Origin of the sequence: Candidatus Poriferisodalis sp., assembly GCF_965219595.1 — a bacterium.
In the GTDB taxonomy this organism is placed as follows: Bacteria; Actinomycetota; Acidimicrobiia; order Acidimicrobiales; family Poriferisodalaceae; genus Poriferisodalis.
This window is the reverse complement of the sequence record NZ_OZ244781.1, coordinates 2766259-2782922: the sequence shown is the minus strand read 5'-3', so window position 1 is coordinate 2782922 and position 16664 is coordinate 2766259. Positions and strand designations below refer to the sequence as shown.

The following is a 16664-nucleotide window of genomic DNA, read 5'->3' as shown; positions in this document are numbered from 1 at the left end:
GCTCAGGAATCGAGGCGGTAGGCCTCGGCATGAGGCTTCATCGGGCGTGCCAGCCACGTCGGGCGGCGCAGCCCGCCGGGACCAGGAGCTGGGCGGGTCATCGCCAACCACTCCTCATATGCGGCCCGGGCACGCTCGGTATCGACCACTACGTCGCCGTAGCGGTCGTCGGGTTCGGCCGGGCCAACTCGCACCCGCTGGTGCCAGCACTGCATGCCGGAGATCGGGTCAGGCTGCACCGAGAACGTGAGATTCTGGTGGACACCGGTGTCGTTCCACCAGACCCGCTCAGAATCGGGGTCGTCGGAAGCGAACGGCGTCATCGACCCGGTGCGTCGGAGCTGCCACACGGTGCCATCGCGCTGGATCTCCGCAGGACCGCCGGCCCAGGATCTTGGCCGCTCGCCTGCTGGCCCAGCTTGTGGCTGGGTGGCGGGGTCGAGGCGCCAGCGGCCCATGTGGTGCGAGGCCGCCACCACGCCGGGGCGGATGCCCTCGGTGCGCCAGGCCGAGATGACGAAGTGGCCGATGCGGGTGCTGATCCGCACGAGGCCGCCCACATCGATGCCGAGAGCCTCAGCGTCTGAGGGGTGAATCCACAGCGGATGGCGGTGGCTGATCTCGGCCAGCCACTTGGCGTTCGCCGATCTGGTGTGGATGAGCGTCGGAATGCGGAACGTCGGCACCAGGATGCGCTCGTTGCCGGCCAGATCCAGATGCTGCCAATGAACGTGGCTGGGTATCCAGCCGGGTGTCGCATGCTCGGGCCAGCCCCACTCGGCCAGCGTCGTCGAGTACAGCTCCAGCTTGCGCGACGGCGTCGGGAACCCGGCACGGGCCGCCCCTGCCACCTGCACTGCCACGGAGCCGTCGCCGAGCGGGGGCAGCGACGTGGTGGCGCCGCCGATGGTGTCGCGCGACGGCCGGTGGACGTCGTCGTCGCCCAAGACGGTGCCAGCCAGCTGCGCGGGCTGAACGACTCGCTCGTGGTGGCCGTAGGGATCGCCCCGCACTGCGTAAGCGCCCCGGTCGCGCATGAACTCGAGCGGTGTCTGCCCCGCTGCCGCGGCGTCGTCGGCGAGGCCAGGCACCTCGTCGGTGAAGATCGCCTCGTAGTACTCGTCGATGCTGATGGGCTCGCCGGGGCGGGACGGGCTCTCGAACCACTGGCGGATGCCGAGCGAGCCATCGGGGTCGATCCGCCACGACAGGTCGATCCAGAACTCGTTCTCCTCCCAGACCTCGCCTGGGTTGAATTCGTGGGTCCGGCTGTCGGGGCCGAGCTCGGCTCCCCGCAGTTCGGCATACCGTCGCATCACCGGCTGGCGGAAGCCCAGCCATTGGCCAGCGTGCGTCTCGAACGACGCCAGGTCATGACGCTCCGAGCCCACGCCCATCGGAAGCACGTAGTCGGCGAACCACGCCGTCTCCGACCACGTCGGCGTGAGCGCAACATGGCAGCCCACCCGCTCGGGATCGCTCAGCGTCTCCAGCCAGCTGAACCCATCGGGGTTCGTCCACACCGGGTTGTAGACGCGGGTGAAGTACGTGTCGAGCTTGCCCCTGCCCTCGCGCAGGAAGTGCGGCAGCAGGATCGACATCTCGTGATGGCTGAGCGGGTACTCGCGCGGCCACGACAGCTCGTTCCAGTGCTCCACCGGCGGCGGCCGCAGCGGCGGCGCCGGCTTCATCTTGTGCCAGCCCGCTCCAGTGGTGCCCCCCACCGTGCCGACCGATCCGGTAAGCACGTTGAGCAGGAACAGGCACCGTGCGGTCTGCCAGCCGCCCAGGTTGCCCGCGCCAGCGGCGCGCCAGTTGTGAGAGGCGAAGCGGCCCAACGCCCCACCGATCGCATGCGCGATCTCACGCAGATTGTCCGCATCTACCCCGCACAGCTCTGCGGCCCGCTCAGGCGTGTACTCCGCGTAGGCGTCACGCAGCGCCACCTCGACCGACTCGAATGTCGGCGGCAGATCGGGCCGGGTCTCGGCCAGGTAGGTCTGCCAGTTCGTCCAGCGGTGCACGAATGCTCGGTCCCACGTGCCTGCCTCGAGCAACAGGCGGGCCAGGCTCAGCAGCAGGACCGGTTCGGTGCCGGGCCATGCAGGCAGCCAGTGATCGGCCTTGGCCCCTGTGTTCGACAGCCTCGGATCGACGCAGATCACCGTCGCTCCCCGCTGCTGGGCCTCGATGATGCGCTGGGCGTGCGGGTTGAAGTAGTGCCCGGCCTCAAGGTGGCTTGAGATCAGGAAGATGACCTCGGCATTGGCGAAGTCCGACGAGGGCCGGTCGTGGCCCATCCACGTCGCGTAGCCGACCCGGGCGCTGGAGGAGCAGACGTTGGTGTGGCTGTTGTGCCCGTCGATGCCCCACGCCGTGAGCACACGCTCGGTGTAGCCGTCTTCGCCGGGCCGGCCGACGTGGTACATGACTTCGTCGCGGCGGCCTTCGACGATGGCGGTACGGATGCGTGCTGCGATCTCGGTCAGCGCTTCGTCCCAACTGACGCGTTCCCATCCGCCGCTGCCGCGCTCACCCGTCCGGCGCAGCGGGTACAGGATGCGCTCGGTGTCGTGCACCTGGTTGATCGTGGCGGGGCCCTTGGCGCAGTTGCGACCCCGGGATGCGGGGTGCTCGGGGTTGCCCTCGAAGCGAACGACTTCGTCGGTGTCGCGGTCGATATAGGCCACCAGCCCGCACGCCGCCTCGCAGTTGAAACAGGTGGTGGGCACCAGGGTGTAGTTGCGCTCGACACGCTCCGGCCACGCTGCGGCGTCAAGCTCAGACCAGTCATGCCATTGGTCGTGCGGAGCCGCGGAACCGAGTTGCACTGCTGGCCTTGGCGGGGAGTCCTGTTCGCTCGAGCGGTGCTCGCTCATGACAGGGGCACCGCCTGGGCCGCACGCAGGTAGGCACGGTCGTGCCGGTAGAGCCATGCCAAGACTGCGGCAGCAACGACCGGAGCCCAGGCAAACGCTGCGCCGCTCGCTCGGAGGGCCACAAAGGCCCCCCACACGGCACCGCCCCCCAGCAGGGCTTCACCCACCAGCCGGCCGATGAGCAACAGCGCCGGCCGGTCGGCCCACAGCACCCGGCCCCGGCACTGGCGCAGCAGCAACGCCGTGTATGCAGCGGTCAGCAACGAGAACACGGCCGTCGGGCCGATCAGTACCACGAACCAGGTCGAACCGCCCCACAAGCCCGCGATGCCCCACAGCATCACCAGCGTCGCGTCGATCATGATCACCCACGCCCCCGCTGTGATCCAGCTGCGGAGCCGGCCCTTGGCGAACAGGTACCAGAAGCGCTCGGGCCGTTTCAGATCGGCGATGAGCAGCACGCCCGTCACTGCCAGCGCCACCAGGGCGATCACCGCCGGTCCCGTGGCGACGGCGGCACGGTCGTCCCAGCCCAGCAGCGCCGCGGCAGCGGCCCACAGCATCACCCCGGCCGCCACCCCTTTGGTGACCATGTAGCCGGCCACCTTGGCTCCCCACGGCTCGTCATGGGACACGGTGTAGGCCGTGCGTGCCGCCGGCGCTGTCGACGCTGCCGGCCAGGAGGCGCTTCCGGTCCAGTCGGCCCAGATCAGCCCGTCGTCAGCCACCGGGCGCGCCAGCGGATCCAACGCCTCGGGCACGGTGCCCGCGTAGTGCACTTTGGGCAGGGTGCGGCGCTCGGGCGCCCGCACCGGCAGGTTCTCGGTGCGGATGCGATCTGCGACCGGATCCGCCGGGTCGTCGTGATCGACCACGGTGATGGCCCGTGTCGGGCATACCGACACGCACGAGGGCTCGAGCCCGACTTCCAGCTTGTGCTGGCAGAAGTTGCACTTGTGCGCCGTGCCGGTGGTCGGCGAGATGTACAGCGCGTCGTACGGGCACGCGTTCATGCAGCCCTTGCAGCCGATGCAGCGGGAGTCGTCGAAATCCACCACGCCGTTGGATGCCCGGAACAGCGCACCGGTCGGGCAGATCGCGATGCAGGGTGCGTCGTCGCAGTGGTTGCAGCGCATCACTGCGAAGTGCCGCTGCGTCTGCGGGAACTCGCCGGTCTCGACGTAGTTGACCCACGTCCGGTTGACGCCGAGCGGCACATCGTGCTCGCTCTTGCAGGCCACCGTGCACGCGTGGCAACCGATGCACGCGCCGCTGTCCAGCAGGAACCCAAGGCGCGTCACGGCCAACAGATTGGCACACGCTCACCCGACGCCCGTTCTTTCACCACAGCACCCGGAACTCGAATCCGCTCTGCCCGCCGGTTGATTCCCACAGGTCATCGCGGCAGCGAGCCACTGGCGCGCATGGATTACCGACCGGCTCCCACTGCGCGCCTAACGTGTTACGGGACATACCAGGGGGGACTCATGACCGACGACGCAGCCAACGGCCCAGCCAATGGCGCTGCTGAGGGCGACGAGATAATCCGTCTCAGCGAGGTCTACAAGATCTTCGGGCCGCAGCCGCGTGGCCGTGCATTCGAATTAGCTCGCTCCGGCGTGCCCAAGAACGACGTGCAACGGCTCTCGGGCCATGTCGTCGGGCTCACCGATGTGAACTTCTCTGTCAACCGCGGTGAGATCTTCGTGGTGATGGGCCTGTCGGGTTCCGGCAAGTCGACGGCAATCCGCATGGTCAACAAACTGCACGACGTCACCCATGGCGAGGTGCTTGTGGATGGCGTCGACGTGCAGAAGCTCGACGGAACCGACCTGCAGGAGTTCCGACGGGAGAAGATGGGCATGGTCTTCCAGCACTTCGCCCTGTTCCCCCACCGCAAAGTGATCGACAACGTCGGTTACGGACTCAAGGTGCAAAAGGTCGACCGATCCGAGCGCAACGAAGCCTCCATGCGCGCACTGTCGCTGGTCGGGCTCGCTGCATTCGCCGATCATCGGCCTGCCCAGCTCTCCGGCGGCATGCAACAGCGTGTCGGCCTCGCCAGAGCACTTGCTTCCGACCCCGACATCTTGCTCATGGACGAAGCGTTCAGCGCGCTCGACCCGCTCATCCGGCGTCAGATGCAGGACGAGATGATGGAGATCCAGTCCGAGGTCCACAAGACGATCCTGTTCATCACCCACGACCTCAACGAGGCCCTGCGCATCGGCGACCGGGTCTGCATCATGAAAGACGGCGCTGTGGTGCAGATCGGCACACCCGAGGAAATCCTCACCGAGCCGGCCACCGGCTACGTGGCCGAGTTTGTGCAGGACGTCGATCAAGGCCGGGTCATCAAGGTCCATGAGGTCATGTCCGAACCCAAGCCGATCCCGTCCGATATCTCGCTCAGCGACGCTCTCCAGCGCGTCGATGAGGTCGCCGGGCGTTTCTGTTGCGACGCCGCCGGCAAGCCGGTCTCGCTGCTGACAGCAGCCGACGGCCTGCGCGCCCGCGGAATGGGCAGCAACGATCTCGCCAAGGCACTCCGCTCTGACTTTGACAAATGCAGTCCAGAGGCCACGCTGAACGAGCTCTATGCAGCGGCAGGACGTGGACTCTCGATTGCCGTCGTCGACGATGACGGCACGCTGGTCGGCAATCTGGATCCCCGCCTCATCATGGAGGAAATGGGCCGCGTCGAACAGCTCATAGACGGCTTCGAGCGGGAGGTATTCATGTGAGCGCCGCCATGCTCCTCGCCCAGGCCGAGGGCGAGGAATCAGACTATTCCGGCCATTTCATCGATCGCTTTGTAGACACAGTCACCGCACCCGAAGCCGGCGACCGCGTCGTCGACTGGGTGACGACCGGCATCGAGTGGTCGCTCCTGATCGCGATCTTCCTCGTGCCCACGCTCATCTTGTTCGGCGGCGTCATGGGGCGACGCTATGGCGTCGCCGCGGGCGGCCTTGTCGGTCTCGTGGCCATGTGGTGGTACAGGGTCAGACCCGAGGAGATCGTCGATTCGGGCACCCATCCGTACCGGGTCGACGGCGAGTCCGTCGAGTGCCGAGACGCACTGATCGACGCCGAGGGCGAGTTGGTCGAATGCACATCGGGCGTCGTCGCGCAGGTTCGCCAGAACACTGTGCTCGACAATTGGCAGATTCCGGTCGGCGACTGGGTTGAACAGGTCGTCTTCTGGGTCGACAACAACATGAAGGCCACTCTCGATGTGATCGAATGGCCGTTCCGAACGCTGCTCAAGGTCATCGTCGACGATTGGCTGCTGCAGATGTCGTGGCTGACGGTTTGCCTCGCTGTGTTCTTCTTGGGCTGGCTGATCCGCAATATCCAAGTCGGCATCATGGCCTTCGTCGGACTGCTGATCTGCGGGCTGCTCGGCGAGGCCTACTGGCGAGAAACAGCCCTGACGATCGGCTTCATCGGTGCAGCAGTGCTGCTGTGCGTCATCATCGGGATACCGATCGGGATTCTGTGCGGACGCGTCGACGGAGCGTGGAAAGTCGTGCGGCCCGTGCTGGACGCCATGCAAGTCGTGCATTCGTTCGTGTACATGCTGCCGTTCATCTTCTTCTTCGGCGTCGGCTCTGTCTCGGCGACGATGGTCACGATGACGTTCGCTCTGCCGCCCCTCATCAGGCTCACCAACCTCGGCATCCGCCAGGTACCCGAAGACGTCGTCGAGGCATCCCGGGCCTACGGTGCACCCGAGTGGCGCGTGCTCACCGATGTGCAGCTGCCGTTGGCCCGGCCCGCCATCATGACTGGGCTGAACCAGACGCTGCTGCTCGCCATCTCGATGCTGGGCATTGCCGCGATCATGGGCGCCGGCGGCTTGGGGCGCCTGCTCTTCCAAGCCATCTCGAATCAGGATCTCGCGCAAGCCGGTGCGGGGGGTCTCGCCTTCTTCTTGGTCGCCGTGGTCATGGACCGACTCAGCCAGCCCGAGGCCGGAGACTCGGGAAATCTGCTCAGCCGCATCATGGGCGCCTGGAGGAACCGGCGCACGCCCGAACGACTGCTTCCCCAGAGCGACGGCTCGGAAACCGCCGTGGAGGAATCTGAGCCCGCCCAGCCGGCCGAGACCTTCGAAGGCGTCGGGAAACGCGAACGCGCAGCGGTCATCGCAACCGCGATCGGTTCGCTGGTGACGCTGATCGCATTGCTGCTGCCTTGGAACATCGATGCCGGTCTGGTGTCGGCCTATGCACGCAGCGGCGATGTAGATCTGAGGCAGGTGGACTGCACGGGGCAATGGGTCGAGATCCAGTCGCTCGACCCGCTGTCGGAGACCGGAACCGAGATGGAGTGCGCTGGCGATCTGGTGTACACATCGCAGAGCTTCAACGGTGTCTCGGCATCGGGCGGCTCATGGTTCGGCATCTTCATCGGAGCGATGGCATTGGTGGCGCTGCTTGCGTCGGTGAACACCCTCTGGCGTACCGGCCAAGGCTCGCGCTGGATGTCGGCACACGGCGCGGCGGTCTTCGCACCGGCCGCTCTTGTCGGCGCCGTCGGATACCTGCTAGCCCGACCTTCCGACTACGTGGATGCACTCCTCATCTACAGCAAGGGCGTCGGCGTCTACGCGGCGGTGGCAGGTGCCATCGTTGCCTCAGTCGGTGCAGCGCTCTGGCTCTGGCGAGCCCCGATGTCGGCGCGACGCCCGCTGCCGGCCAATGTGGGCTACGGACGCATGCTGGGATCGCTCTTTGCCGTCGCGCTGTTGGTGATGGGCGGGTACAGCGGTTGGAGCTTCGACACGCGCGCCGAATCGGTCATCGATGAGGAACTCCAAGCCGAGCTCGATCAGATCGCCAAAGAAGGCGCTGCTGCGGCCGACGCCGCCCGCGCAGCGGCTGTTGCTGCCGATGAAGCGGACGCGGCCGGCGATGTTCAACTTGCACAGGAGAAGCGTCGCGAAGAAAACCAGCAGCTTGCGCTGGAGGGCGTCAAGGCCGCCGATATCGCTGCCAAGATCGCCGAGGCCAAGCGGACCGGCGACATCATTCACGATGGCTTCGAGTCGGAGGGTGCGGGACTCGGGGTCTGGGCACTCATCGTCGGATTCGCAGGACTGGTCATGGTCGCGCCGGCTATCGGCATGGCAGGCATCGACGAAGGTCTGCGCTACCGGTGGAGTGCACTTGTAGGGGGCATGGGCCTGGGCATCACCTTGCTGGCACTGGCCTGGATCCTGGCGATCGCCCGCGTCGCAGATCGGAACTTCGTGTCAGGTGTCGGCGCGGTCTTCGTGCTCGCTGCCGGATTCACGCTGTTTGCCACCTCACGCGGCACGCTCTCAGAGTTCGAGAGAAGAAAGATCTACGGGGACATCCCCGCTGCCGTCCAGTAGGCGGGGAGCCAACTGGATCATGGAGATGCAGCGTTTCAGCTTGAGCGCGGGTGCGCTGCGCGGCGGGCGTGCCTGCTCGGTACCCGAAGCCCCGTCGCCGCATGAGGCGCAGCCTGCTCCTTTTGCCCGGCTAGCCTCACCACAGAGGCGCCGTCGTCGAAACGAGAGATCGGTGCACACATGCGCGGCGGATGTCCGAGATGTCGCGTGACTCATACCGAGTTGGATCAGGGAGGATCACCAACATGAAGTCGAAACGATGGATCAGGCTGCTGCTGCTATTGGCGGCCTTCGCGCTGTTTGCTGCGGCATGCGGCGATGATGACGACGGTGACGCCACCGCCACAGAGGAGACCGCAGCGCCAGCGGGCGACGACGCCATGGACGACGACCATATGGAGGACGACGACCACATGGACGACGACGCCATGGACGACGACCACATGGACGACGACGCCATGTCGATGACGCCCGGCGAAGGCGTCACCGCGACCATGGGCCGCGCAAGCTGGAGCACTGGCTACTTCCAAGCAGAGCTGTACCGCGACCTGATGGAGGAGCTCGGCTACGACGTCACCGATCCTGCTGAGCTGGAACTGGGCCCGAACAGCGCCTACGTGGCAATGGCCGAGGGCCAGCTGGATTTCTGGGTCAACAGCTGGTATCCCGGCCACTTGGCATGGCTCGCGGGTGAGCTGCCTGACGGCTCATTGGTCGGCGACCACCTGTCGATCGTCGGCGAGGAAATGATCGCCGGGGGCCTGCAGGGCTTCCTGATCACCAAGAGCTTCGCGGATGAGTACGGCGTCTACAGCCTCGACGAACTCAATCGCAACCCCGAGGCATTGGCTGCATTCGACGCTACCGATCCAGTGCCTGACAACGGCATGGCGGACATCTTCGGATGCCCCGAGGCGTGGACCTGCGACAACGTCATCACCAATCAGATCGCGTTCTCGGGCTGGAACAACATTCAGCAGGTGATCGCCGGCTACGACGCAATGTTCGCCCAAGCTGTCGACTCCGCCGGCGAGGGTGTCCCGATGGTGATCTACACGTGGACCCCGTCGGCCTACATCACCCAGCTGCGCCCGGGCGACAATGTGTACTGGGCTGGAGTCGAGAGCATTCTCGACAGTTCGAACCCGGCCGGCGAAGAGGGTGGCGAAGAGCACTCCCAGCGAGGTGAGGACGGCACCGGCGGCTACGCAGCCATTGGCCCGGACCAATGCCCAGCCGCCGCAGACCATCCTGAGGGCCTGTGCCCGATCGGCTGGATTGCAGCCGACATCCTTGTCACCGCCAACAACGACTTCTTGGCCGCTAACCCGGCGGCCGCCAAGCTGCTCGAGGTCGTGAAACTGTCAGTGATCGAAGTCTCATTGGCCAACGTGGAGCAGGGCGAGGGTGCCGACCCAGGCGATCTCGCAGCCGCATGGATCGCCGACAATCGCGGCACCGTCGACGCTTGGCTTGATGCAGCACGCGCTGCTGCCTAGACGACTGAACGCAGCCGCAACCCCCCGGGGTTGACGGCTCGGGCGCACAACGCAGGGTGCCGGACCACGGTCCGGCGCCCTCTGCGCGCCCGGGATGCCGTTCAGTCTTCGAGTTCTGGCAGTGTCGGCGGAGCGGCTGACGCCGATACTCGTGCCATGCCGCCGTCTACCACCAGCGTCTCGCCGGTGACATAGCGAGATGCATCCGAGGCGAAGAACAGCACCACATCGGCGATGTCGTCGCCGAAACCCCAGCGCTTGAGCGCAATCTGACCAGCGAGGTCCTCGATGAGGCCCGGCACGTTGTTGCGAGCTTCTTCCCAGATGGCCGTGGCAATGAGGCCCGGTGCTATCGAGTTGACCCGGATGCCGCCTGGACCCCAATCTGCCGCCAGCGCTCGGGTCATCGCATCTACGGCGCCCTTCGTGCCGGCATACGCCACACGTCCGAGCGGGCCGTGCACGCCCGCCACTGAGCTGATGTTGATGATCGACCCGCCGCCACGGGAGATCATCGACGGGGCCAAACCGACGCTCAGCATCACGAGCGATCTCACATTGATCGAGAACACCAGGTCAAAATCGGCCTCGCTGAGCTGCTCCGGCATCCGGCGCATCGGAATGCCTGCGTTGTTGACCAAGACGTCCACGCCGCCGACCTCGTTCAGGATGCGCCGAGCGAGGTCAGTTCCGGCACCTGGGGGCGCAAGGCCGGCCGTAAGCACGACGGGATCGTGCTGCATCTCGGCAGCAACATTCTCTAGATCAGACGTGGTCCGCCCGGTCAGCACCACCTGCGCGCCCGCGGCATCTAGCGCGCGTGCGCTCGCTTCGCCGATGCCGCGGCTGGCGCCGGTGACGACTGCCACCTTTCCGTCAAGCCGGACACTGGGACCGTGGGAACTGTCTGTGGTGGCTGCGTTCGTCATGCGCGCAAAGTACTGCCCTACAGGCTGTCACGCCCACAGCAGACGGAGAGACCGCGCCCGCACCTCCGCATCGGTACGCGGCCGTGTCATGCCCAGAGCGTGCTGATCGGCACGGCGCTGATCTTGTCGTCAAGCGCGAAGCTTCGAGGCCCGGTGTGCAACACGACGCCGGCAATGAAACGCCTGCCGAGCTGCTCCCGGAGCCAGATCAGATGCCGCGCATCGGAGATTGAGACGGAAGATGCGGACTTGACCTCGATCGCTATGAGACGTCCTCCTGCGACCTCAGCCACGATGTCAACCTCATGCCGCCCCTGGGCGTCGCGAAGATGATGAAGCCTCGGAAAGAGATCGCTGACGTCGGCCTCGGCGCGCAGCTGCGCAGCAACGAATGTCTCGACGAGGCGTCCCATCAGATCACCCTCGGCCAAGACGCCCACGGCAGTGACCCCTGCAGCCGCAGCAAGCAGCGAGGAATCCGCCATGTAGCGCTTCGGCGACTTCACCAATCGAGACAAGCGGTTGGAACTCCACGCCGGAATTTCTGCGATGACTCGCAGGTCGGAGAGGAGCCGCCGGTAGGCGATACCAGTGTCACGGCTGATGCCAGCAGCTCCGTGCAGCGTGTTGTCACGCGCCAGACCAGCTGAGTTCAATGCGTACGCCTCAAGGTATCGGGCCAGCCGTACTGGATCTCGGCCAGGATCCGCAGCAGGTGCATCTCGCTCCGCGACATGCCGTAGGTAGCTGCGCAACCAGCGGCGCCGAGTGATCTCCGAGTCCACTAGTGCCGCCTCGGGGAAGCCCCCCTGCAACGCCAGGTCGAGATAGCCCCGCAGGTCAGGGCTGTCACTGGCAGGCAGCAACTCCTCACCGTCACAGATCCGCTCGATCAGGGGACGAGACGCCGATCCGACCTGCTCGCTCACCGTGAGCGGATGCATGTCCACACTGACCAAGCGACCGGTGCCCGGCCACGTGCCCGTGTCGAGACTCGACCTTGCCGAACCGGTCACGATGAAACGTCTCGGCGACGAATCGGCATCGACTGCACGTTTGACCGCGCTGAGCACACCGGGAACCGACTGCCATTCGTCGAGCAGCACCGGTTCGGCCAATCCGCGCAGTGCGACATCAGGGTCGGCGCGGAACGCTGCTGCCTGAGGATCGTGGTCGAGGCGGACGACGGATGCCGCATGTCGCAATGCCGTCGTCGTCTTGCCTGTCGAGCGCGCCCCCAACACCAGAACTGCGGGCAACTCCGAGAGCAGCTGAGCGATGAGAGGATCGACCAATCGCGTCACGTAGTACTCCATCACGCCCACGCTATCGGCGGCACGATGGGGTGGCTAGTGATTTAACGCGGTCTTGACTAGCGCTTTAGCGCGTGAATCAATCGCTATTTGACACAGCAGAGGTGTGCTCGGCCAGGAATGCTGCGAACTGCTCCATCGCTGCTGTCCGGGCGCTGCCGTCCATCCAGTCCTCGATCATCGTGGAGTTCGGAGCGGCGTCATGGACGATCCGCGACGATGACTCCGGGTGATACAGATCGTTGCCGAGCAGTACCAGCAGCGGCGTCTGGACGGTCGCGACGAAGTCGCGGTCCACGTTGAACAGGAAATTGTCGCCGTCGTACATGTTCGAGCGGAACTGATCCCAGGCCGCTTCATCGGCTTCGGGATGGTCGTCGCGAATCGCTTGCGCCCAGTCGTCGAATATGTCGTAGAAGGCGTGACGGTTCTCGTCGAGCCCGATGGTCTGGAACAGCGTGGCGCTCGCGACCCGCTCGGGCGCCGCCTGGATCAGCCCCATGATGTAGGGGCCGCCGATGCACATGCCCGCCAGGTGAAACTGCTCGCAGCCGAGATGATCCATGAGCGCAAGCTGGTCGGCCGTGTAGGTGGCCCAACCGTCGTCGGCAGAGACCGGCGCTGTCGAACGGCCCGCGTTGCGCTGGTCCATCGCTATCACCCGGTACCGGTCGGACAGCTGAGTGATCGGGTTCCAGGGGCTCTGCTCCCAGAACGCCGCCGCCGAGCGCATGCCGCCCGGAGCGATCAGCAGCAGGGGAAAGCCCGAGCCGTAGTCGTCGTAATGGATGTCCACGGAGCCACGTGTGAAATTCGCCATGGCGAGAGTCTGCACTATCGTGCGGCGGCGATGATGCGCTTGACCACCTCTGACGGTGAACACGCAGTGCTCCATGATCTCGGCGGGCACGGAACGCCCCTGCTCCTGACGCATGGCAACGGCCTCAATGCCGGCATGTGGGCCACCGTGGTGCCACACCTGCAAGACACGTTCCGATGCTGGGGGCTCGACTTCCGGGGGCACGGGGCCTCACGCCCGCAGCACGACGGCATGTCGGTGGACCGGGGCCGGTTCACCGACGAAGTGCTTGCCGCGGTCAACGCGCTGGGCGGCGAACCGGTGCTGGCGGCGGGCCATTCGCTCGGCGCCGCGTGCCTGCTCATGGCCGAACTGCGCCAGCCCGGCACCTACCGGGGCCTGTACCTCTACGAGCCGGTGCTGGTTCCCGAGGGCTTCCCGAGACCCGACTCCGAGCATGCGCTCGTGGTGGCGTCGCGCCGCCGGCGCATCCGGTTCGCGACCGTCGATGAGGCCTACGAGCGCTTCATGTCGAAGCCGCCGTTCTCGCTCTGCCAGCCCGAGGCAGTGCGGGCCTACGTGGAGCTGGGCACCTATCCCTCAGGCGATGATGCCGTGCGCCTGTCGTGCTCGGGCGACACCGAGGCGCGCATCTACGAGTCCAGCGTCCCGATGGACTACAGCACGTTCAGCGCGATCACCTGCCCCACCGTGGTCGCTCGGGGCGATTCGCCTGCGCAATGGAACGACATCCCTCCACAGATGGCCCAGCCCATCGCCGAGGCGCTCGGCAACGGCCGGCTCGAAGCATTTGCCGAGCTCAGCCATTTCGGCCCGATGGAGAACGGGGAACGGGTGGCAAAGTCGATCCGCGCCCACCTCGAACCTCTCGTCGCCGCCTAAGTAATCGAACGTCCAGGCGCAGATGCCTGAGCTGTGGAGGCGGCAGGAGACTCTGCGACGTTGCGACCTGCTGGATCGCTGGTGGCAGAGGGTTCTGTCGCCTCCGCAGCGGGCTCCTCGGTAATCGTGCCTCAGGCGGCTGCGGGGAGCGAATCGGGGTCGAGGCTGTAGAGCTCGAGGACGTTGCTCCAGACCATCTGTTCCTTCTCGTCGTCAGGAACGCCCGAGAGGATGTCGTCGAGGATCGGTCGCGAGTTGGGCCAGATCGAATCGTGATGGGGGTAGTCGTTGCCCCACAGCAGGTTGCTGACGCCGATCGAGTGCCGTGTCGCAACGCCTTCCACGTCGTCCTCGAAAGTGACCCAGAAGTTCCGGTCGAAGTACTCCGACGGCTTCATGGTGAGCTCGTCTGACACCTCCCACGGCGTGCGATACGCCGCGTGGTCGAGGCGCTGCTTGAAGTGGCCGACCCAGCCGGTCTCGTATTCGGCGCAGACGAAGCGCAGATCCGGGAAACGCTCCACGACTCCGCCGCAGATGAGATCGATGATCGTGTTGGCAATGGTGGTGTGGGCCAGCGTGTAGCCCTTCAGATGGCCGCCGGGGGTGCCCCAGTGCTCGGGCATGCCGCCCTCGAGACTCGACCCGGTGAAGATGTGCATGGTGAGCGGCACGCCGAATTCCTGGGCCCGGGCCCAGAACGGGTCGAAGTCGGGATGGCAGTACGGCTTGGCGGGGTCGACGTGGGCGGGGATGGCGAAGCCGCGCACGCCGAGTTGCGCCGAGCGGTCGATCTCGGCGATGGCCCGCTCCACGTCGGGCAGGGGCAGGCAGCCGACGCCGATGAGCCGGTTGCGATCCACCGAGCAGTAGTCGAGCACCCAGTCGTTGTGGTTGCGGAACGCGGCGTCGCGCACCTCGTCGTCGGGAATCGCGAAGGTGAACATCGACAGGCTCGGGTACATGACCTCGCCGACGATGCCGTCCTGGGCCTGCTCGTCGAGACGGGCGGTCGGATCCATCACGCCGGGGTTGAAGCCGTCGTAGCCCTGCTCGATGCGAGCGTGGGTGGCTGGGTCGGACAGGCTGGCGCCGGCGATGCCCAGCCGGCCGACGGGCACCGGGCGGATGCCGCCGGGCAGCACCAGCCACGTGCCCGGCTTGTCGTTGTAGTCCTTGCTGATGAACGGTGCCCGATCGCCGAACCTGTCTGTCAAGCCGGCATAGATCTCGGCTGCCTCGACCACGTGCGAGTCACACGAGTAGTACCGCATCGCTCTCCCCTGCTTCTGTTTGAGCATCCGTACGCCTGGTCTCGCCAGCGCAGACGGACTGCGCGGTCCACAGTACCAGCGGCCTCGCGTGCACTCCCAAGGCACAGCGCCACTGCACAGCGTCTCTCGCATTCGTTGTGCCCGTTTGAGCCTGTTGTGAAACAGTGTCGCCATGCGTGCTTTGGAAGTGCAGTCCCTCACAGGCCCAGCCGGTGTCGCCGTGGTCGACGCTCCCGAACCGGTCGCCGATGCAGACGGCGCATCAGTGATCGTCGATATCGTCTGCGGCGGCGTGTCGTTCCCCGACCTGCTCCAGAGCCAAGGGCTCTACCAGTACCGGCCCGACCCGCCCTTCCGGCCGGGGATAGAGGCCGCTGGCATCGTGCGCTCGGCGCCCGCCGATTCGGGCTACGCACCCGGCGACCGCGTGTGCGTGTGGTCGCCCGGCTGCCTGGCCGACGTGGTGGCCACCAAGCCCCGCGATCTATTCGCGTTGCCCGATCAGCTCTCGTTCGAAGAGGGTGCTGCGCTGGTCATGAACTACCAGACCGCCGTGTTCTGCATGATCGACCGGGCGGGTCTGCGCGAGGGCGAGTCGGTGCTGGTGCTGGGCGCATCGGGCGGCGTGGGCACCTCGGGCATCCAAGTGGCGAAGGGGGTCGGCGCCGGGCCGGTGATCGGCTTGGTCTCCACCGAAGCAAAGGGCGAAATCGCCCGGGCGGCCGGGGCCGATCACATCGTGCTCATCAGCGACACCTGGAAGGATGAGGTGCGCGAGCTCACCGGCGGTCGGGGCGTCGACATGACCTACGACCCGGTGGGCGGAGACCGCTTCCTCGACGGGATCCGGGCACTGGCACGTTTCGGGCGGCTCGTCGTGGTGGGGTTCGCCGCAGGCGAGATCCCGACGGTCAAGGTGAACCGGCTGCTGCTGCGCAACGTGAGCCTGGTCGGTGCCGCCTGGGGCGAAGCCGTGGCCGCTGACCCAACGATCCCCGCCCGCATCCACGAGCGTCTGCTCGGCATGATCGCGTCGGGCGCGGTCAAGCCGCCCATCGGCCAGGTGCTGCCCTTCGAGCAGAGCGCCGATGCCTACCGTCTGCTCGACGAACGCGAGGCCGTCGGCAAGGTGCTCGTGCGGATGCGCCCCGACCGCGTTTAGGGGGTAGAGAAATCGCGGGCGAGCAGGGCCATCGACACCGCCACACAGGCCGCGTCCTCACCGACGTTGTGGCCTCCGGGGCCCTCACTGCGGGCTGCGGCTTGTTCGGTGTTCTCCACGGTGACCAGGCCGAAGCCGACCGGAATGCCCGTCTCCAACTGCACGGCCATCACGCCTTGCGCGGCGCCCTCGCTGACCAGCTCGTAGTGGGTGGTCTCCCCGCGGATCACCGCCCCGATGACGACGATCGCATCGACCTCCCCGCTGCGAGCCAGTACCTGTGCCGCGTACGGGATCTCGAAGCACCCGGGCACGGTCACCTCGGTCGTCTCAGCGACGCCGAGGTCATCCAGACCTCGCTGGGCGCCCGCTGCCAGCCGGTCCACGATCTCGGGGTTCCAGGTCGCCCGCACGATGCCGACGCGCAGCCCCGCACCGGCTCCCACCGGCGGCCTTCCGCCACGCTGGTCGCCACTCGCCACGCCTGCACGGTAGCCCCGCAGCCTTCCGCGACGACGCGCCT

12 protein-coding genes are annotated in these 16664 nt (G+C 66.4%); 5 read left to right on the top strand and 7 right to left on the bottom strand.

Going from position 1 to position 16664, the window contains the following annotated elements:
* Positions 1-2: 2 nt before the first annotated feature.
* Both ACOQPE_RS12345 and ACOQPE_RS12340 read right to left on the bottom strand, forming a co-directional pair.
* Positions 3-2879, bottom strand: a complete 2877-nt coding sequence (locus ACOQPE_RS12345) for a molybdopterin-dependent oxidoreductase (RefSeq protein WP_420609204.1) — start codon at positions 2877-2879, stop codon at positions 3-5.
* The gene (locus ACOQPE_RS12340; protein ID WP_420609203.1) at positions 2876-4180 is read right to left on the bottom strand and encodes a 4Fe-4S dicluster domain-containing protein; all 1305 of its coding nucleotides are present in this window, start codon (positions 4178-4180) and stop codon (positions 2876-2878) included. Before ACOQPE_RS12340 ends, ACOQPE_RS12345 begins: the two co-directional genes overlap by 4 nt.
* Positions 4181-4366: 186 nt before the next feature.
* Here ACOQPE_RS12340 and ACOQPE_RS12335 point away from each other — a divergent pair, with 186 nt between their 5' ends.
* From ACOQPE_RS12335 to ACOQPE_RS12325, 3 genes are all read left to right on the top strand, one after another.
* Positions 4367-5623 (top strand): quaternary amine ABC transporter ATP-binding protein, encoded by a 1257-nt coding sequence (locus tag ACOQPE_RS12335; protein WP_420609202.1) that lies wholly within the window; start codon positions 4367-4369, stop codon positions 5621-5623.
* The gene (locus tag ACOQPE_RS12330) at positions 5620-8262 is read left to right on the top strand and encodes an ABC transporter permease (RefSeq protein ID WP_420609201.1); all 2643 of its coding nucleotides are present in this window, start codon (positions 5620-5622) and stop codon (positions 8260-8262) included. The genes ACOQPE_RS12335 and ACOQPE_RS12330 overlap by 4 nt, the downstream gene beginning before the upstream one ends.
* Positions 8263-8507: 245 nt before the next feature.
* The gene (locus ACOQPE_RS12325) at positions 8508-9761 is read left to right on the top strand and encodes a glycine betaine ABC transporter substrate-binding protein (protein WP_420609200.1); all 1254 of its coding nucleotides are present in this window, start codon (positions 8508-8510) and stop codon (positions 9759-9761) included.
* A 101-nt stretch (positions 9762-9862) separates the two neighbouring features.
* Here the strand turns inward: ACOQPE_RS12325 and ACOQPE_RS12320 are convergent, their stop codons facing one another.
* From ACOQPE_RS12320 to ACOQPE_RS12310, 3 genes are all read right to left on the bottom strand, one after another.
* On the bottom strand, positions 9863-10690 hold the full coding sequence (locus ACOQPE_RS12320) for an SDR family NAD(P)-dependent oxidoreductase (protein WP_420609199.1): 828 nt from the start codon (positions 10688-10690) through the stop codon (positions 9863-9865).
* An 86-nt stretch (positions 10691-10776) separates the two neighbouring features.
* Positions 10777-12006, bottom strand: coding sequence for an ATP-binding protein (locus tag ACOQPE_RS12315; RefSeq protein WP_420609198.1), 1230 nt, complete (start codon positions 12004-12006; stop codon positions 10777-10779).
* Between the two features lie 76 nt (positions 12007-12082).
* Positions 12083-12823, bottom strand: a complete 741-nt coding sequence (locus tag ACOQPE_RS12310; protein WP_420609197.1) for an alpha/beta fold hydrolase — start codon at positions 12821-12823, stop codon at positions 12083-12085.
* 30 nt (positions 12824-12853) lie between these two features.
* Here ACOQPE_RS12310 and ACOQPE_RS12305 point away from each other — a divergent pair, with 30 nt between their 5' ends.
* On the top strand, positions 12854-13705 hold the full coding sequence (locus ACOQPE_RS12305; protein WP_420609196.1) for an alpha/beta fold hydrolase: 852 nt from the start codon (positions 12854-12856) through the stop codon (positions 13703-13705).
* Positions 13706-13836: 131 nt separating this feature from the next.
* On the opposite strand, the gene ACOQPE_RS12300 is transcribed toward ACOQPE_RS12305, so the two are convergent.
* Positions 13837-14979 (bottom strand): amidohydrolase family protein, encoded by a 1143-nt coding sequence (locus ACOQPE_RS12300; RefSeq protein ID WP_420609195.1) that lies wholly within the window; start codon positions 14977-14979, stop codon positions 13837-13839.
* Between the two features lie 172 nt (positions 14980-15151).
* Between ACOQPE_RS12300 and ACOQPE_RS12295 the strand changes: the two genes are divergently transcribed.
* Positions 15152-16141, top strand: coding sequence for an NADPH:quinone oxidoreductase family protein (locus tag ACOQPE_RS12295; protein WP_420609194.1), 990 nt, complete (start codon positions 15152-15154; stop codon positions 16139-16141).
* Here ACOQPE_RS12295 and ribH read toward each other — a convergent pair.
* Positions 16138-16623 (bottom strand): 6,7-dimethyl-8-ribityllumazine synthase, encoded by a 486-nt coding sequence (ribH, locus tag ACOQPE_RS12290; RefSeq protein WP_420609193.1) that lies wholly within the window; start codon positions 16621-16623, stop codon positions 16138-16140. The two genes, ACOQPE_RS12295 and ribH, sit on opposite strands and share 4 nt — an antisense overlap.
* Positions 16624-16664: the final 41 nt, after the last annotated feature.